The following is an 18,778-nucleotide window of genomic DNA, read 5'->3' as shown; positions in this document are numbered from 1 at the left end:
AAAATGGCCTTGTTATCTCAACAAGGCCATTTTTTTGCTTTAATTACTATCGAACATAACGATTAAAACTGGTAACTAACTTCTAAGCCATAAGTCGCTGGGTCACCATAGTAGTTAATACCACCAATGAAAGCGCCAGTGGCATCACCCATAGGAATACCATTAATGCGGTATTCTTCATCAGTAATGTTCTTACCCCACAATGAGACACTAAATTGACTACCCGCAATTTCTCTAAGTGATATGCGAGCATTTAACACGTTATAGCTTTCAACGCGGGTAAATTCAGCAGCCGGTTGATTATGAAAGACAAAATGATCGTCTACATAACTATAATCCGCAGAAGCGCTCAGAGTACCAAACGACAATTCTGTTAAGTAGTTAAGTCCTAACGACCACTTATTGTCTGGATTATATGGAAACTCTGCACTATGAGTAACATCATTTGCCACACCGGTGTAAACATCGTAAGTAATAAATTCATCATATTTACTATCGAGCATGCCATAACTAAAGTTAACGGTTAACTCTTCAGTTAGTACCGCAATTAGTTCAAGTTCAAGCCCTTTGACTTTTGCAGCACCGGCATTTTGAATATCAGAATATGCGCCTAAAAACTCAGACATTTGCATATCGGTAATGTCATTATAAAATACCGCCACGTTAGCTTGTAGACGTTGATCTAACCAACGAGATTTTAAACCCCACTCATAAGCCAATACTTTTTCTTCATCGTAAGGCTTAACCGCTATTTCAGCAGTTGCCGCTTCGCCATTAAAACCACCCGCTTTCCAACCTTGTGACACCTTCACATAAGTGTTGATATTATCGGCCAACTCATAGGTAAGCGAGGCCATTGCAGAAGTATTTGTCCATGTATCATTCGCTGTTGTATAAGGTAATGGGAAAAAGTAAGCAAAACTGAAGTCATCTGGATGTTCAATGTAGAAGGTTTTTTCTTCTGATGTCCAACGAATACCCCCAGCAATTGTCATTTTATCTGATAATTTATAATCAAGATTAGCATAAGCTGCAACTGACTCAGACTCAACGCCATAGTAGTTATTAACCGTACCAAAACCTAGAATGTATGGATTATCAGCTTGGGATTCTTCATTAAAATAGAATAAGCCGCCAACATAATTTAACTGTTCAAGGTTGCCGATAAATTGAACTTCTTGTGAGGTTTGCTCGTGATCTACACGGCGAATAGTGTGAAAGCCGAGTAAATCAAAACCGTCATAATCATTACCATCTTCATAGTTTATTTCTCGAAACGCCGAAATAGATTTAACGGTTAAAGTATCACTTGCTTGCCAAGTAACCGTTAGCGCATGACCCGAGCTTTCAGAACGATCAAATTGTGCGCCATCAAGTGCAGTGCTTTCTTTTCGAGTTTTAGTATCATCAGGTGTTACACCATGAATACTGGATTGTCCCATTGAAGGCGTAAGGTCTTTATCGCTATTGTCATAGGTGTAATAAAAGTTAAGGTCTTCGCTGTGTTCATACAAGGCACCAAAACGCAGTGATGTTGAGTCTAGCTCTTTGAACTTTTTCACATCAGAGTTAGCAGATAAGTTGTCATAAAAACCATCACGCGTTTTTTTATTGGCGGTGATATTAAAACTTAATTTGTCATTAATTTGGGCTGAGTCTGCGCTGATATAAAGATCTTTCATGCCGTAATTACCCGCACCCACTCTCACCTCTCCGCCAAGCTCTCCACTTGGTTTACGGGTCATAATACTCAGTGCCCCACCAATGGTATTCTTACCATAAAGTGTACCTTGTGGGCCGCGTAAAACTTCAACACGCTCAATAGCGGCAACATCAAATAAACCGCCAATGTTTTTTGAAACAAAAACGCCGTCAATATAAACCCCCGTGGTGGGTTCCCAAGTCACTGCTGGATTAATGGTCACAGAGCCGCGAATAGCAATAGTTGCACCTGTGCTGCCACCCGGTGTTTCTGATATTTGCATATTAGGCGTATAAATACTGAGATCTTCAACATCTGTTATGCCTTTTTCTCTAAGCGATTCACTGTTAAACACCGAGACTGCTGTGGGTAGTTCTTGTAGGTTTTGCACACGTTTTTGTGCGGTCACTTCAATAACTTCAAGTGCAGCTTTATTTTTATTGTCGTTTTCCGCAGCGTGACTGGCATTAGACATACCAACTAATGCGATTGTTAAAGCGATATTTAAGGGGGTTTTATTATAATTCACACTTCATTCCTTGTTTTATTTTAACGTTTACAACATTGATACTGTTATTATAAAAAGCGCCATAAGTTCGGTTTATTGCCAAATTCATATGTCAATAGCGACTTCAGCAAAGTGATAGCCTAAACTTTTGATAAGTCATGCGCGTAATTAAGGCTTTTATTGTTCACCCTTTATACTAATCATCGTGTCGAGGTCTGACATAGGCTAAATGAACTAGATTTTTTTATATTCTCTTTCTGAACATAGACATCATAGATTGAGGGGGATTGAAGTGGGGGAATTTAGGATTCTGCAGCACCATTAGCAAGACCACCTAGGCGTTATAACATCTAGGCGGCCATAGTTATAATAGCGACAATTATTTCAGCTGAACTTTCGGTTCTTTTGGCATACCTAAGCCCCGTTCGGCGATAATATTTCGCTGTATTTCATTGGTACCGCCGTAAATGGTATCGGAACGAACAAATAAATACATCGATTGCAAGCGTGTCAAGTTATATGGCGCTGAGGCTAAAATTTCTGCTTCTGGACCTAAGACATCCATGGCTAACTCACCTAAATCTCGATGCCATGTAGACCAATACAACTTATAAATTAACGCTTCTTTTTTAAGACCACCGTCTCCCGCATCGGATAACATTCGCATGCTGTTATATCGCATAATTTTTAATCTGACATGAGCATCGGCAATTCGTTGACGAATAACGGGGTCCTGATGACTCCCATTGGTTTTAGCGATGTCGATAACTTGATTGAGCTCGTTCTGGAACTGCATCTGCTGACCTAAAGTTGAGACACCTCGCTCAAAACCCAGTAGGCCCATGGCAATCGCCCAACCTTCGCCTGGTTCACCAACAATATCATCGGCGTCACATTCCGCCTCGTCAAAAAAAACCTCATTAAATTCTGACGTGCCAGTGAGCTGTTTAATTCCCCTCACTTCAATGCCCGGTTGGTCCATTTTCATCAAGAAAAAACCTAAGCCTTTATGTGCAATAGAGCCTGGATTTGTACGGGCAATAACAAAAATAAAGTCAGACTCATGGGCTAATGATGTCCAGACCTTTTGGCCGCTAATAATCCATTTACCTTTAGCCTCGTCAAAATGAGCCTTGGTCTTTACATTGGCTAAATCGGAACCCGCACCAGGTTCAGAATACCCTTGGCACCATAACTCGGTACCTGCAACTATGCCGGGAAGGTATTTTTGTTTTTGCGCTGCATTACCAAAAGCGATAATTGTTGGGCCGGCTAAACCTTCACCGATATGGCCAACATGCCCAGGCGCGCCCGCACGAGCATACTCTTCATTAAAAATGACTTGTTGTTCAATCGAACAGCCTCGGCCACCATATTCTTTCGGCCAACCCACACAAGACCAACCGCCTTGGGCAAGTTTTTGTTCCCACTTTTTCCGTGCTTCGGGAAACATATGCTCATCCCCCGGACCGCCGCGAAACTTCAGCTGCTCAAATTCACCGACTAGGTTTTGTGTTAACCACTGCGCGACTTCTGCGCGAAATTTCTCGTCTTCGGGACTAAAGCTTATTTTCATTGGTTCTACCCTATTAACCGATTAATCTAATAATAATTTTGCGACTTGCTCGCGATGATAAGCTGCGTTACCCAAAAATAACTCAGAAGACTTGGCACGCTTAAAATACAAATGCACATCATATTCCCAAGTGAAACCAACCCCACCATGAAGCTGAATAGCATCACTAGCATTTTTAAAATAACCGTCTGAGCAGTACGATTTAGCCACACTTGCCGCTTCGGCTAGTTCACCCGCTAGCGGGCCACCATTAATCGCCTCTTCTGCAACGCAGGCTGCATAATAAACAGCAGATTTAGCCACTTCAGCCCGTAACATCATGTCTGCTGCTTGGTGTTTAACCGCTTGAAAACCTGCGACAGGCCGACCAAACTGAACTCGTTCTTTGGTATATTCAACCGTTAAATCCAAAATCTGTTGCGCACCACCGGTTTGCTCTGCAGCGGTTGCGATAGTTGCGAGGTGAATAATTTTGTTGAGCTGTGGCCAAGCCTTGCTTTGCGCCCCCATTAAATGCGCTTTACTGACAATGACATTATCTAAAGTAATCTCAGCCTGCTTGCGGGTTTCATCCATGGTCGGTAACCAAGTTCGACTCACTCCAGGCGTGTGAGCATCAAGCGTAAATAAGCTAATGCCATCTTCACCTGAGCTGCCTTCATCGCGGACTGCAACAATGATTAAACTCGCGGTATGGCCATCAGGCACATATCGAAAGCTACCATTAAGTAGATAATTATCACCCTGAGGTATAACCGTTGCTTGCACAGCATCCGCGCCCCACTGGCCATTTTTACCGGTGTAGGCAAGAGTCGCGGTTAAACTTCCCTCACAGATCTCACTTAAATACTGCTGTTTTTGTTCGGGTGTTCCAGCAATGATCAGGGCATTAGCACCTAAACATACCGTAGAGAAAAATGGCGAACATAATAGGTAGCGTCCCATTTCTTCAAGCATCACAACGAGTTCAACATAGCCTAAGCCCATACCGCCATATTCTTCAGGAATATGAATAGCTTGCCAGTACATTTCAGCACAAATACGCTGCCAAATTTTATCTTCATAGCCCTGCTCGGTGGCCATTGCCGTACGTACAGCTTCTGATGAAGAAACTTCTGCTAAGAAGGCTTCTGCGGTATCGCGGATCATCTTCTGCTCTTGTGTAAATGAAAACTCCAAATGTTTGCCCCTTCTGAATAAGTCGATTTTGTTGTTTTTTTGATAAAGTAAGAATCAACAAACTCTATTATTTATAAAAAATGTTTGATCAAATCAGCCTTAACAATTTTGTTTGAGGCGTTAACCGGCATTTCATTAATAATTTTTACTTGTTTAGGTACACGATAATTCGCCATTCGCTCGCGACACCATGAAATAAGCGTCGACTCATTGAGTAACTGACCTGACTTTAATGTAATAAAAGCACAGCCAACTTCACCCATTCGCTCATCTTCAATACCCACGACTGCCGATTGAGCAATCGCAGTATGCTCCGTTAAAACCGCTTCAATTTCAGCTGGGTAACAATTAAAACCACCTGATATATACATATCTTTTAATCGATCCGTAATACTTAGGTAGCCATTCTCATCAAGGTGACCAACATCGCCAGTATGGAGCCACTGTTCATTATCAATAGCTTCAGCAGTTGCCTCTGGCTGTTCAAAATAGCCTTTCATAACATGAAAACCACGAATACAAATTTCACCTGTTTCACCAGCAGCCAGGATTTTACCCTGCGCAGACATGATGGAAATTTCAGTACCTTCAATAGCACGTCCACTCGTTGAAGCAATGGTTTCATTATCGGTATCGATATCACAAATACTCGCTAAACCACCACATTCGGTTAATCCGTAAGCCGTGGTAACCACTTCGAACCCTAACTGGCTGCGCATGCGCTCAATAAGTACTGGAGGTATTGTCGCGGCACCGGTAACAGCAACCCTTAAGCTACTTAAGTCAGCAGTTTCAAGGCTTGGATGTGCAAGCAATGATAAATAAAGCGTTGGTGGACCAGGCAAAACGGTTATTTTGTCTTTATTTATTCTGGCAAAGACTTCATCCGCGTCAAAAACGGCTTGCGGTAAAATGGTTGCCCCTGCGAGCAAGCAGCTTACCCAGCCTGCTTTGTAGCCAAATGAATGGAAAAATGGATTAACCACTAAGTAGCGATCACCAGGAATAAGGCCGATGGTTTTTACATAAACAGAAAATGCGCGGATCATGCCACCATGACGACTCATCACCCCTTTAGGCTTGCCTGTTGTGCCTGAGGTAAACATAAGATCTGAAAGGTCATCACCCGTTATAGTCATGGCTATTTCACGAGCACTAGCTTCGCTTACTTCTTCTTTGCGGGTTAAAAATGTATCCCAATCACAACATGAATCTAACGGTGCTCCTTTGCGAGGCGTCAACGTCACAATTGACAGCTGATCTGGTGTAAATAGTTTGGCTAAATCTGCTGGGTAATCGCTTTTTAAAAAGTCACCGACACTAAAAACAAGTTTTGCACCACTGCGATTGATAATATCCGCAGCCTCCACCGCTTTCATACGAGTATTTATTGGCACTAAAACTGCGCCTGCCATCTGAAGACCTATAGCAGCAAGTACCCAAAGACCTGAATTAGCCCCCCAAATAGCAATCCGATCACCCGGTTTAATACCTGACGCCATTAAAGCACGACACACGGCTAAGCTTAAGCTAGGTAACTCTTTATAACTTATGATCAACTCGCCGTCTTCAATAGCAGCAAGCTCGCCATGGCGCTGTGCTGCGGCAAATACCAACCTTGGGATACTGTCGATAAGGGTGTTAGCGTCAGGCGCTATTGGTTTACTGGTGGTCATATTCAATTCTCTATTTATTCTGCTGTTTTGGCACGATTTGCCGATATATGATTCGCGGCAACATATCCAAAGGTCATTGCTGGCCCTATCGTTGCGCCAGCACCTGGATAGCTCGTTCCCATTACAGATGATGAACAGTTACCAATGGCATAAAGTCCAGTAATTGCTTCGCCAGAAGGTCGTACGACTTGACCAAAATCATTAGTCAGTAAGCCGCCTTTAGTGCCGATATCGCCCGGATGAATTTTCATCGCGTAAAAAGGACCTTTTTCGATCGGCGCTAAACAAGGGTTTGGTTTGACACTTGTATCACCGTAGTAACGGTCAAAAACATTGCCACCACGTTGGAATTCTTCATCGATTCCTGTTTTTGCATAGCCATTCATTTTGGTTACGGTTGCGGCTAAACCTGTGGCATCAACATTGATTAGCTCTGATAATGCTTCGAGCGTATCTGCTTTCCAATAAACTGAATCTCGCCATGCTTTAGGTGCGCGACTATCAGGCATAATTTTACCCGGCATTAATGGTCCCATGGCGTATTCATGGCGAAAGTGGCTGTCAAAAACTACCCATGACGGAATTGAATTACCGGTTTTTTGATGGTTACGATACATAGCATCGCCAAACTCTAGGTAAGGTGCAGCTTCATTAAAAAAGCGCTTACCTAAGCCATCAACCACAATAGCGCCAGGGAATGCACGCTCAGCAAACAAGCCTCGGGCACTCTGTTCTTTAGGTACTTTCAAGGTAGGTGCCCACCAACACCAATCAAGTAAATCTGTTGCCGCACCAAGCTTTTGACCTGCCTCTAAAGCAGCACCTGTGTTACAACCTTTTGGTGTTGCACTCCAAGCTTGTTGTGTTGGATGAGGTAGGTATTTTTCACGCAATTGTTGGTTCTGTTCAAAACCACCACTGCCCATTATCACCCCATAGCGAGCATTAAGTGTCAGCTCTTGACCATCACGCAGGACTTTAATACCCGTAACTTTGTCATCAGTGATAACAAAATCAGTAAATTCTGTACTGCGCCATAATGGAATTTTTCTATCCAATACCGAGTGTCTCAAAGAAGCAACTAAACTGCCACCTAGTCCAGCACGTCGGTCACGGCGTCCTTTTTTGCGTTGTTTAAAGTCAAGTTTATAACGTAGCATTAAGCCGATAATCATCAGCATCCAACCACGTTCTTTAGCTACTGCCTTATGCGCCTGACGAGCAGTCCAAGCCATTTTACCCATCAATAAGGTATTGCCCGATGCCGGTTGTTGGTGTTCAATTTCGTCACCTAAACCTGTAGTATCAAATAACTCAGGGTCCATACTACGACCACCCGGCAAAGAACCTTCAAGGTGTTGATAATAATCGGGGTATTTCTCTGCTACCGCATATTTAACGCGACTGTTAGCTTGCAACTCTCGCAGCATCTTGGGTGCGTTTTTGATATAGGTGCGAATGCGTGATTCTGCCGCACTGCCGGCACTCGCCGCTTTAATATACGTTAAGGCACTTTCCTCACTATCTGTACCGCCAAGGGCTTTAAATTCATCATTATTGGGGATCCAAATACCCCCACCTGAAATTGCGGAAGTACCGCCATATTTATCACTTTTCTCAACAATCAGCACAGAGTTACCTTGATCTGCAGCAAAAATAGCTGCGGTCATAGCGCCAGCTCCTGAGCCCACGATAATCACATCGTAATCGTTTTCAATATCATTGTTTGTGGTCATAGACCCTCTCCTTTTCAAAAATATAAGCTAGGCTTTTTACTGATTCTATGAGCCTACTTATGATCTTGATTAACTAACTTTTACGGCCATCAAAACTAACCACCGTCGAATATTTATATATCTGTGCTTTATTAAGAGTAATAGCTTTTTTTCAGTTCATTTCTTAATATTTTACCTGCTGGGTTACGCGGTAAACTGTCTGATTGAACATGAACTTTAGCGGGTACTTTATGTTTTGCTAGACGTTGCTCAACATGGGCTCTTAAAGTAGCCTCATCAATATCCGCGTTTAATAACGGGCGAATAACAGCCACAACTGCCTCACCAGTTTCGTCATCAGCAATAGCAAAAACAGCAGCTTCATCCACTTGTGTATGCTCTAACAAGCATGATTCAACTTCGGCCGCTGATATATTCTCACCCGCACGGTTAATCACATCTTTTATACGGTCAACAATGAACAAGAATCCAGACTCATCAATGTAACCAAGGTCACCTGTATGTAGCCAGCCTGCGCGAATAGCTTCTTGTGTCGCTATGCTATTGCCCGCGTATTCATCCATTAAGCTCACACCGCGTAAACAAATTTCACCTACCTCGTTAGCAGGTAATGCTTTGCCATCTGGTGCCATTATATTTATATCCATAATTGGAGATACTAGACCTGAGCTTCTCGGCTGGTGACGGAAGAGCTCACCTGAACAAGCAGCGCCGACACCATTGGTTTCGGTCATACCAAAACCAATGCCAATCATTTCATTTTCCAGACTAGATAACGCTTTATCTACTAAGCTAGTCGATAAGCCTGCGCCGCCAAACCCTAAACCGCAAAATGATTTCATTACCTCTGGGGTATGAAATTCAGCTTCTCGTAATAACTGCATTACCATTGAAGGCGCACCGTTAAACTGAGTCACTTGCTCTTTCTTGATTAATTCAATAGCACTGTTTGCATCCCACTTATGGGTAAAAACCAAACGGCGGCCACTACGCAATGCACAAAGTAACTGCGCATGTAAACCACTGACATGAAATAAAGGCACAGCTGTCAAAATAGTAGGTACTTTTGCTTTTGCCATAATACCAGCGACTGCTTTAGGGGACGTCATACCTGAAATAGCGCCAATAAAATCAATATTAAAAAGTGCCTGACAAACCGCAATGTGATTTGATACGACCGCCTTAGCGACACTTGTTGCCCCTGAAGTAAAAAGCACTAAAGCAGCATCAGTATCTGCAATTTCAGGCAAATTAAGTTCAATAGCAGGATGGTTTAAAGCAACATTAAGTTCAGTTACTGTCGAAAACTCTGTTAAATCAAGTGCGGCATCATTTAATACTAGTGCGTCGCCTGACCAAGGTTTAGTTTTATTAACACGTTGAAATCGAGCACTGTCACAAATTAATAACTTAGGTTTTATGGTAGTTAGGGCATCTAATAACTCTTGCTCTAAACCAAAACTATTTAGTGGTGCAGGTACAGCACCGATAAGTGCTACAGCACAAAAAGCAGCGACCCATTCAGGGCGGTTTCGCATAGCAATGGCAACACGATCCCCCTTTTTAATGCCTTTTTCGTGCATCCAACTCGCGGTACTGTCAACTTGTTGAAAAAACTCTTTATAGCTCAAGCGTTGTTCTTGATATACCAAGAAATTTTCATCGTCTGTGCGGCGAGCGTCGTTAATCACCTGAGCTAAGTTCAATGGTGCGTTACAGTAAACCTTAAATGATTGACCATTAATTTGTTTACTTTTAACCTCAAACGGAGCGCCTGGCGCCATTAATTGAGATTTAACTTCTTCAACCATGGTGAGTAAATTCATAGTTTTATCCTGTATTTTTTGTTTTTACTATAGATAAATATGTATTGATACCTGAGTCATTATCACGTTGACATAAAAACTCATTGTTGGCTTCAAGCCAATTTAGATGCGCTAAGGTTTCACCTAAAGCCATCATGCTGTCAAAAGCTGAAAGCTTGCGATTAAATAAATACTTCATCGCTTCATAAGCGGTAAATCCAGCTTTTTCATTGACAAATATTCTTAATTTATCCAAGGTTTCTACATGATGATCGATCAATTGTTGTGCACGTAAATGCATTTGTCGAAAAATAGGGCCATGAGCCGGTAAGACTAAGGTTTGTGGATCCAGTGTTTGTATAAGCTCAAGTGAGCGGAACCAGTTAGCCAGTTGTTGGCCTTGAGGTTCAAATTCGTTAACCAAAATATTCGAACTTATATGAGGTAGCAGTTGGTCTCCTGCTAAAATAATTTTATCTTCTTCGCAGTAGAGGCAAGCATGCTCAGGCGAGTGCCCTTCGCCAATCACTATCTGCCAGCGACGCTTGCCAATGGTCAGTACGTCACCTGCACGCATACGGCTATAAGATGGAGGGCAATATTGAACAAAAGGGTCTTTTCTACAAGCGTCAATAACACGAAGAACTTCATCTTGTGGCATGCCTGCTTGATGATAAAAATCTAATTGATGATCGTTACCCAAACTTGCGAAAGCACCATTAAAGGATTTAAGCGTAAAAAACTCGCCGTGAGTCATGTAGAGCGGAACATTGAAGGTTTCCATTAACCAACCGGCAAGACCACTGTGATCGTAGTGAAAATGGGTACAAATTACCCCTTTAATGGTTTTATCATGACAATATTGCTTAGCAACTTTTAGCCAAAGTTTCTGGGTTTGCTCCGTGTGTAATCCCGTATCCAGAATAAACCAACCATCATCATCTTCTAATAAGTAAACGTTAATATGGTCCAGAGACATCGGCATTGGCATGCGCAACCATAAAAGGCCATCAGCAATTTCAACCATAGAGCCATCAGCCAAAGGTGGGGCCATTGGGTATTCTAAAAAATTATGCCGAATAAGACTTGGCGGCCTATCGGTTAAATTCATAGATTTCATTATCTCTCCAAAAGTAAATGATGAGCTTAGTGATATCATTTAAGCTACATTCAATAAGAAGCCATTTAATGAAAATGTAATACGTCCAAAAGGACGATGTTCAATTTTTTAGCAAAGTTAAGGTAGGTTATGCTCAATAACTTATTAAAAGAGGATGCAGGAAATGCAACCGAGTACAACATTAAGTGCAGGCCGCACGCGTTTGACGATGTTTTTGTTAGCTATTATCTATGTATTCTCTTACATAGATCGTAACTTAATCGCTATCGTCTTAGAGCCAATTAAGCAAGAGTTTGATGTTTCAGACACCGTAATGGGTGCCGTAAGTGGACTAGCTTTCGCTGTTTTATATTCTGCTTTTAGTTTTCCTATTAGCCGTATGGCAGACAAAGGCACCAACCGAAAAAACATCATCGCTGTTTGTTGTGGTTTATGGAGTATAGCGACTGTAGCAAGTGGTGCAGTAACTCAATTTTGGCAATTTGTTGTCGCACGTATGACCGTTGCCATCGGTGAAGCGGGTGGTACTTCACCTTCACTTTCCATGGTTTCTGATTTATATCCTCCGCAAAAACGATCATTTGTAATTAGCCTTTTCATGATTGGACCAAATGTCGGTTTGTTAGCTGCGATGGCTTTAGGTGGGTGGATTGCTCAAGAACACGGTTGGCGTGCTGTTTTTATCTATTTTGGTGCCCCTGGCCTTTTACTTGCCTTAATACTATACATTGTCGGTAGAGACCCCGGTTTAGGCATTTATGATACGGCAGCCGAAGATGAAGCGCGCAAGCAACCTCAAGGTAAATTTTTAACTGACGTGCGCGCAATCATGAAATTAAAAGGTTTCTTTTTAATTTGTATGGGTACCGCAGTAGCCGGTATGGTTGGCTATGGTTATGCGATTTGGGCGCCTACCTTTATGGTACGAAACTTTGATATGCCACTCTCACATGCTGGACTTGCATTTGGTATCGCCAGTGGTGTTTTTGCTACGTTTGGCACAATTTTTAGTGGTTATTTTTGTGACAAGCTCAGCTGTCAAGATAGCCGCTGGCAACTTCGTATGCCTACGCTAGGTATATTAATTAGTATTCCTTTTGGTTTTGGTTTTATTCTTTGGCCGGTAGATGCTTTCTGGATGCTAGGTAGCATTAAAGTACCGCATGCTATTTTATTTGCTGCAGGTTTTAGCTTTTTTAATAGTTGGTGGCCAACACTTGCTTATTCCGCCATCAGTCATTTGGTTTCTAGCCGTCAGCGTGCTACTTCGATGGCAATCTTAGGTTTATTTTTAACCTTCTTTGGTGCAGGTATCGGTCCATTATTAACAGGAACCTTGAGTGATTTATTCTCGGTTGGTAACGGCGGTGAAGGATTATTACCTGCGCTATTAATCATGCTAAGTTTATTAACATTGTCAGCTTTGTTTTATTACAAAGCCATAGGTCCTTATCAAGAAAGAGTCAGTGGATTAAAAGCGGACGAAGATAATAGTAAAAAAACACAACAATCGGAAATGCAAAGTCCAATTGAAACTAAATAAGTAAACGTGAAATTATAATTAACAAATAACAACTGGAGTATTTATGGCCACTACAAAAGATTACCGCTTAGGCGATTTCACCTTCCCTCGAGGCTGGTTCATGATTGCCACCGCTGAAGAAATTAATACGCACAAACCAGTAGCTGTGCGTTTCTTTGGCCGTGATTTTGCCCTATATCGCGGTCGCGCGACCGGTAGAGTTGTTCTGCTTGACGCCTACTGCCCTCATATGAAAACTCATTTAGCTGCAGAAAATGATACTTCTTATGTGATCATCGATGGTGGCGGCACAAATATCGAAGGTGACAGTATTCGTTGTCCTTATCATGCTTGGCGCTTCGGCCCAGATGGTGTATGTGACGATATTCCTTACCACGATGGACCCATTCCAAAAACAGCCTGCATAAAGGCTTGGCCTGTTGCTGAAAGCATGGGTGCAATCTGGATCTGGCATGATCCAGAGAATGGTGATCCTGAATGGGATCACCCAAGTTTACCACAATGGGAAGACGAAGCTTGGGTACATTGGCGTTTTGATGACCTTGGTATGCTAGAGCAACACCCGCAAGAAGTAATTGATAATATCTGCGATTACAGCCACTTAGCTCCCATTCACGGTTCTACCGTACAGCGTTATGAAAATGAATTTGACGGCCATGTTGCCATTCAACGTCAATGTGGACCGCACCGCACATTAGTAGGTGAAGATGGCGCAAGCCCTGTGCTACATACCATCACTAAGTATCACGGTCCGGGTGTTTTAATTTCGCATTTGACTGGTTATTATGAATCATATTTAATGATCACTCATACCCCAGTTGAAGATGGCTCGATACGTGTCTGGCATGCATTATTAGTTAAATCACCAGGCGAAAACGCCGTCGCTACGGTTAGCGATGAAGTGGCAGCCCGTCAATTCCAAGACGCCAGTTTATTTGCGTTTAAGCAAGACTTCCAAGTTTGGACTAATAAAGCACCTTGTCTTAATGGCTTATTCTTACCCAGCGATGGTCCATTTATGAAAGCTCGTATTTGGTACAAGCAGTTCTTTAACCCCAGAGAACGCAAAGCTGAGTTCCAGAGTAAAGTTGAGGGTGTTTATGTACCTAAAGGTACTATCGCTTATACCCAAGACTAGCTAATAAGTTGTCTAATAAACAAAAATGCAGCCTACTGGCTGCATTTTTTTTATCTACTAACTTTATAGGTTAACGCAATGCTTAGCCGTTCACCCTGAACAATTAATCTGCCACAACCTGTGCAGTCATCATGGCTTTAAATTGATCATGGTGTGGTGGAAGTAATCCCCACTCACCTCTTGGGTCATGTTGCGGCGCAAAAAATACCGTACGATGATGACTGAAAGCTAAAAAACCTTCTCGGCCATGATAATGCCCCATGCCCGACGCCCCAACGCCACCAAACGGTGCATCATGCATCGCTGCATGCATTAAACAATCATTAACCGATACACCACCCGAGGTGGTATTGGCTAATACCGTTTCGAGCTCGGATTGATCTTCACCAAAATAATAAAGTGCGAGCGGTTTTTCACGGCTGTTAATATCAGTAATAACTTGGTTAATATCCTCATATGGTAATATGACTAACGCAGATCCAAAGATTTCTTCTTGCATAATTTTAGTGTCTTTCGCTGGTGCTATAAGCAACTGCAAAGGTAAACGTTTATCGGCAGAGACTAAGTCAGACAAACTTGCTACGTCATGGCTACTGATGACTTTGCAACCACTTGCACGTGCCTGCTCAACCAGCTCAACAACACGCTGACAATGCTGGCGATTAACGCTTGGGACAAAATCTGAATTATGACTAATTTGTGGAAAAAAACCTCGAAAGCTTGCTAACAACTCATGCGTAAAATCTTCCAACATCTTTTGTGGCACATAAACAATGTCTGGACTAACACAGACCTGACCACCATTATTACTTTTGGCTAATGCTATACGTTTACACGTTTCAATAAGGTCGCAACTTTCGCTAACAACCACCGGAGATTTCCCCCCTAACTCTAACGTTACTGGCACTAAATTTTCTGCAGCAGCACGCATTATTTTTTTACCTACCGCAGTGCTACCCGTAAACACCATATGATCAAAAGGTAAGGCACTGAAAGCTGCACTGACCTCCACGCCTCCGGTGACAACACTCACTAACAACGGATCAATTTCTTGCTGGAATAAGTGTTGTAGCACCTCGGCAGTTTTAGGTACCACTTCTGAAGGTTTAAGTATTGCACGATTACCAGCACCTAAAGCACAAGCTAATGGCGCAAGTAAAGTATATAAAGGCGCATTCCAAGTACCGATTATGCCAACGCTTCCTTTGGGTTGATATTCTACCCGCGCCGTACTGCCCAACTGATCATAAGGCGAAAACACCTGACGATTATCGTTTTCAAGCCATGGTGTTAAGTTATCTCGGGTATATTTAAGGCAAGAAAGCGACCCCAATATATCATTCATAATAGAAAATCCCTGACTGCGACCACCAAAGTCTTGCTCTATTGCCGCAACTAATACTTGCTGATTATTCACCACCAAGTTAATAATCTGTTGAATTCGTTCGCGCCTATCTTCTGCACTAACAGTCATTTGCTGTTTATGTGCCTGCTGCTGGCGCTGGAGTAAACTTGCGATAGCGTCTGACTTAAGAGCATTCATGCAATATATCCTTAATAAATTTATGTAGTTACCAGCATAGTAGGCACTTATTTAAGGCTCTTTAATGCTGTGGCGCGTTTGTATCTCTGTTACGTTAATAGCAATAATGAAACTATTCTAGATAGTCTTTTCTAACGGATTTGATGATATATGTCCTCGTCCAATCGGACGAGCACCGGATGGCTATGACATGATGCCAATGTAATGATAGGTTCATCTTAGACTTAGAGAGCTAATGTGATTGCCAATAAAACACTTTAAATAAATCGGTTAAATTTATGAACTCAAGGATATTGTTTTACAGACCCGCCCTAAGAATTCTCAAGATAAACAGACAGCTAGCGAGCAACTAACCTGACATTATTACGCTTAAAAAAATCAAAAAACAACAAGTTCACCATCCTTTTAATAAGTGCAAAGTCTTAATTATCAAATAGATACAAAAATAGCAGTCATGCTATTATCTTTTTAGTCCATTGAGACGATGATGAAAAATGGTCTAATCATGATACTGGGTTAATATAATAGTGATATAGCGAGTTAACATGACATCTGTAAAATTCGATAACCAAGCATTTAGACAAGCTCTTGGCAGCTTTACCACAGGCGTGACTATCATCACTGCCACGGCACCAGATGGCACGCCAATAGGTCTTACAGCAAACAGTTTTAATTCTGTTTCTCTCGATCCTCCGATGGTGCTATGGAGCCTAGCGAAAACATCGCTTAGCGTCGATGCATTTAACGAGGCTGAACATTGGAATGTACATGTTTTATCTCAGCACCAACAACACTTATCCAATACTTTTGCCGCGCGTGGCGAAGACAAGTTTAAAGATATAACACTTGATAACGGTATCAGTACAGCACCGTTAATTCCTGAATGTAGCGCGCGTTTTCAGTGTCGTAATATGGTGACACATGATGGCGGCGATCATCTTATTTTTATCGGTGAAGTTCTAGATTTTGATCAACAAGCCCTTCCTCCATTAGTATTTCAGCAAGGTCAATATGCCATGACCGCACGTAAGCCTTGGGAAGAGGTTAATCTATCGTCTGAGCCAAGTGCTCCACAATGTAGTTATAACGAAGATTTGCTAGGGTATTTACTCGGCCGCTCTCATTTTCAAATGCTATTTCGCATGCGTAAGCTTTTTGATGAACAAGCACTTGAAGATTCACATTTTTTTGTTTTATCAGTATTAAATATCCAACAAAAAATGACCTTAGAGCAATTGAATACCCATATTGAATACACTGGCCATCTGCTATCTGAAGTCGATATTGACTTTCTAACTAACCAAGACCTTATAGAAAGGTTAACTGGCGGCTGTTATCAACTAACGACTCATGGCAGAGAAACATCTTTACACCACATTGCACAAGCAAAGGCCATTGAAGAAGAGTTAATTGCCGAGCTCGGTGCTGGTGATGTTATGGCGCTAAAATTGATGTTAAAACGTGTGATCCATAAAACCGACCCCGGTTTACCAGATCTGTGGCAGGAACAGCAATCATGAGCACATTACATAACGAATTAGCTCAAGAGTTATTTGACGCACAAAATAAAAGGTTGGCGGTAGCGCCTTTAATAACTCGTCATCCAGAATTAACCATTGATGATGCCTACCAGATTTCATTAAAAACCTTGGCGCTGCGCACACAGGCAGGCGAAAAGGTTATTGGCAAAAAAATTGGCGTTACCAGTGTAGCGGTGCAAAAAATGCTGAATGTTCATCAACCTGATTTTGGTTTTTTAACCGAGACCATGCATCATCCTGATGGCAGTAAGATTAGCCTTAAAAAATCAAATTTAATCCAACCACGTGCTGAAGGTGAAATTGCTTTTTGTCTTAAGCACGATCTGCAAGGCCCTGGCGTTACGGCTCAACAAGTTCTTGACGCCACTGATTGGGTTGCGCCTTGTTTTGAAATTGTTGATTCACGCATTAGTGATTGGAAAATCACCATTGTGGATACGGTTGCAGATAACGCTTCATGTGGTGTGTTTGTGATCGGAGATAAACACACTGACCCTAAGACCCTTGACCTAGCAAAAGTAAAAATGGCGGTCCATCATAATGGTCAACTTGCAGGTACCGGTTTAGGTTCAGCAGTACAGGGCCACCCTGCTCAAGCTGTTGCTTGGTTAGCTAATACCTTAGGCGAATACGGTATCGAATTTAAAAAAGGCGAGATTATTCTATCGGGTGCACTTGCGCCTTTAATAGATGCTAAAGCCGGCGATGAATTTAGTATGGAGATAGAAGGTCTCGGTACTTGCTCAGTCAGTTTTTCTGACTAATGGCAATTGGTATAACAAACCCACGAGGGAAGGTACAATGAAAAAGATTAAATGCGCCCTGATCGGTTCAGGTAACATAGGTACAGATTTACTATATAAGCTTCAGCGTAGCGAGATTTTAGAGCCGGTCTGGATGGTAGGTATCGACCCAGATTCAGAAGGTTTGGCACGTGCTCGTGATTTAGGCGTGAAAACTACTGCCGACGGTATTGATGGCTTAATTCCACATATCGAAGCAGATGAGATTAGAATCGCTTTTGACGCAACTTCGGCTTATGTTCATGCTGAAAACTCTGCGAAAGTGAATGAGAAAGGCGTATTGATGATTGATCTTACGCCCGCGGCTATCGGACCATTTTGTGTACCGCCGGTTAATTTAAACCAGCTTAACGCGGATATTCAAAACGTTAACATGGTCACTTGTGGTGGTCAGGCGACTATTCCGATGGTGGCTGCCGTTTCAAGAGTACAAGCTGTTGAATATGGTGAAATTGTTGCCACGGTATCGTCTAAGTCAGTCGGTCCTGGAACCCGTCAAAATATCGATGAATTTACTCGTACGACTTCAGGTGCTGTTGAACAAATCGGTGGCGCTAAAAAAGGTAAAGCGATTATTATTATTAATCCTGCTGAGCCACCGCTGCTGATGCGCGATACCATTCATTGCTTAACTGAAACAGAGCCCGATCAAGCCGCTATTACGGAATCGGTTCATCAAATGATAAGTGAAGTTCAAAAGTACGTGCCTGGTTATAAGCTTAAAAACGGTCCAGTATTTGACGGTCGTAAAGTATCGATATTTTTAGAAGTTGAAGGTTTGGGTGATTACTTACCTAAGTACGCGGGTAACCTTGACATCATGACCGCATCGGCTGCTCGTACTGCAGAAATGTTTGCACAAAAAATGCTTGATAACTCACCATCAGACAGTCAAAACTAAGGAGTAA

The 18,778-nt window shown here is 42.2% G+C and carries 13 protein-coding genes; 5 read left to right on the top strand and 8 right to left on the bottom strand.

Going from position 1 to position 18,778, the window contains the following annotated elements; genetic code table 11:
- Positions 1–62 precede the first annotated feature (62 nt).
- The 7 genes from B5D82_RS11320 to B5D82_RS11290 form a co-directional block, all read right to left on the bottom strand.
- A complete protein-coding gene (locus B5D82_RS11320) occupies positions 63–2,231 on the bottom strand; it encodes a TonB-dependent receptor (protein ID WP_081151622.1) in 2,169 nt (722 codons plus the stop codon).
- A gap of 358 nt (positions 2,232–2,589) precedes the next feature.
- Entirely contained in the window at positions 2,590–3,786 is a 1,197-nt protein-coding gene (locus tag B5D82_RS11315; RefSeq protein ID WP_081151621.1) for an acyl-CoA dehydrogenase family protein, read from the bottom strand.
- Between the two features lie 21 nt (positions 3,787–3,807).
- On the bottom strand, positions 3,808–4,965 hold the full coding sequence (locus tag B5D82_RS11310; RefSeq protein ID WP_081151619.1) for an acyl-CoA dehydrogenase family protein: 1,158 nt from the start codon (positions 4,963–4,965) through the stop codon (positions 3,808–3,810).
- A gap of 71 nt (positions 4,966–5,036) precedes the next feature.
- Positions 5,037–6,641 (bottom strand): FadD3 family acyl-CoA ligase, encoded by a 1,605-nt coding sequence (locus B5D82_RS11305; RefSeq protein WP_081151618.1) that lies wholly within the window; start codon positions 6,639–6,641, stop codon positions 5,037–5,039.
- Positions 6,642–6,655: 14 nt separating this feature from the next.
- Positions 6,656–8,377 carry an FAD-binding protein gene (locus B5D82_RS11300; protein WP_081151616.1) on the bottom strand — a complete coding sequence of 574 codons (1,722 nt, stop codon included), beginning with the start codon at positions 8,375–8,377 and terminating at the stop codon, positions 6,656–6,658.
- Positions 8,378–8,508: 131 nt separating this feature from the next.
- Positions 8,509–10,203, bottom strand: a complete 1,695-nt coding sequence (locus tag B5D82_RS11295) for a class I adenylate-forming enzyme family protein (protein WP_081151615.1) — start codon at positions 10,201–10,203, stop codon at positions 8,509–8,511.
- 4 nt (positions 10,204–10,207) lie between these two features.
- A complete protein-coding gene (locus B5D82_RS11290; protein ID WP_081151613.1) occupies positions 10,208–11,302 on the bottom strand; it encodes an MBL fold metallo-hydrolase in 1,095 nt (364 codons plus the stop codon).
- 163 nt (positions 11,303–11,465) lie between these two features.
- Here B5D82_RS11290 and B5D82_RS11285 point away from each other — a divergent pair, with 163 nt between their 5' ends.
- Together B5D82_RS11285 and B5D82_RS11280 are read left to right on the top strand one after the other, a co-directional pair.
- Complete coding sequence (locus B5D82_RS11285; RefSeq protein WP_245807458.1) at positions 11,466–12,845, top strand: spinster family MFS transporter; 1,380 nt, start codon at positions 11,466–11,468, stop codon at positions 12,843–12,845.
- A 43-nt stretch (positions 12,846–12,888) separates the two neighbouring features.
- Positions 12,889–13,983: an aromatic ring-hydroxylating dioxygenase subunit alpha gene (locus B5D82_RS11280; RefSeq protein WP_081151610.1), complete on the top strand. Its 1,095-nt coding sequence runs from the start codon at positions 12,889–12,891 to the stop codon at positions 13,981–13,983.
- Positions 13,984–14,086: 103 nt separating this feature from the next.
- On the opposite strand, the gene B5D82_RS11275 is transcribed toward B5D82_RS11280, so the two are convergent.
- A complete protein-coding gene (locus tag B5D82_RS11275) occupies positions 14,087–15,526 on the bottom strand; it encodes a coniferyl aldehyde dehydrogenase (protein ID WP_081151609.1) in 1,440 nt (479 codons plus the stop codon).
- 545 nt (positions 15,527–16,071) lie between these two features.
- Here B5D82_RS11275 and B5D82_RS11270 point away from each other — a divergent pair.
- From B5D82_RS11270 to B5D82_RS11260, 3 genes are read left to right on the top strand one after another with little or no spacing between them, the layout of a single operon-like run.
- Positions 16,072–17,046: a flavin reductase gene (locus tag B5D82_RS11270; protein WP_081151607.1), complete on the top strand. Its 975-nt coding sequence runs from the start codon at positions 16,072–16,074 to the stop codon at positions 17,044–17,046.
- Positions 17,043–17,831 (top strand): fumarylacetoacetate hydrolase family protein, encoded by a 789-nt coding sequence (locus B5D82_RS11265; protein ID WP_081151606.1) that lies wholly within the window; start codon positions 17,043–17,045, stop codon positions 17,829–17,831. The genes B5D82_RS11270 and B5D82_RS11265 overlap by 4 nt, the downstream gene beginning before the upstream one ends.
- Before the next feature lie 37 nt (positions 17,832–17,868).
- Entirely contained in the window at positions 17,869–18,771 is a 903-nt protein-coding gene (locus B5D82_RS11260; protein ID WP_081151604.1) for an acetaldehyde dehydrogenase (acetylating), read from the top strand.
- Positions 18,772–18,778 lie beyond the last annotated feature (7 nt).

Origin of the sequence: Cognaticolwellia beringensis (assembly GCF_002076895.1) — a bacterium.
GTDB classification, from domain to species: Bacteria; Pseudomonadota; Gammaproteobacteria; order Enterobacterales; family Alteromonadaceae; genus Cognaticolwellia; species Cognaticolwellia beringensis.
Note: the sequence above shows the minus strand (reverse complement) of the source record. Positions and strands in the feature narration are given on the sequence as shown.

Excerpts from the sequence above, each read along its gene's own strand:
- B5D82_RS11315 (WP_081151621.1), bottom strand. The coding sequence starts at position 3,786 with ATGAAAATAAGCTTTAGTCCCGAAGACGAGAAATTTCGCGCAGAAGTC.
- B5D82_RS11305 (WP_081151618.1), bottom strand. The coding sequence starts at position 6,641 with ATGACCACCAGTAAACCAATAGCGCCTGACGCTAACACCCTTATCGAC.
- B5D82_RS11300 (WP_081151616.1), bottom strand. The coding sequence starts at position 8,377 with ATGACCACAAACAATGATATTGAAAACGATTACGATGTGATTATCGTG.
- B5D82_RS11295 (WP_081151615.1), bottom strand. The coding sequence starts at position 10,203 with ATGAATTTACTCACCATGGTTGAAGAAGTTAAATCTCAATTAATGGCG.
- B5D82_RS11290 (WP_081151613.1), bottom strand. The coding sequence starts at position 11,302 with ATGAAATCTATGAATTTAACCGATAGGCCGCCAAGTCTTATTCGGCAT.
- B5D82_RS11285 (WP_245807458.1), top strand. The coding sequence starts at position 11,466 with ATGCAACCGAGTACAACATTAAGTGCAGGCCGCACGCGTTTGACGATG.
- B5D82_RS11280 (WP_081151610.1), top strand. The coding sequence starts at position 12,889 with ATGGCCACTACAAAAGATTACCGCTTAGGCGATTTCACCTTCCCTCGA.
- B5D82_RS11275 (WP_081151609.1), bottom strand. The coding sequence starts at position 15,526 with ATGAATGCTCTTAAGTCAGACGCTATCGCAAGTTTACTCCAGCGCCAG.
- B5D82_RS11270 (WP_081151607.1), top strand. The coding sequence starts at position 16,072 with ATGACATCTGTAAAATTCGATAACCAAGCATTTAGACAAGCTCTTGGC.
- B5D82_RS11265 (WP_081151606.1), top strand. The coding sequence starts at position 17,043 with ATGAGCACATTACATAACGAATTAGCTCAAGAGTTATTTGACGCACAA.
- B5D82_RS11260 (WP_081151604.1), top strand. The coding sequence starts at position 17,869 with ATGAAAAAGATTAAATGCGCCCTGATCGGTTCAGGTAACATAGGTACA.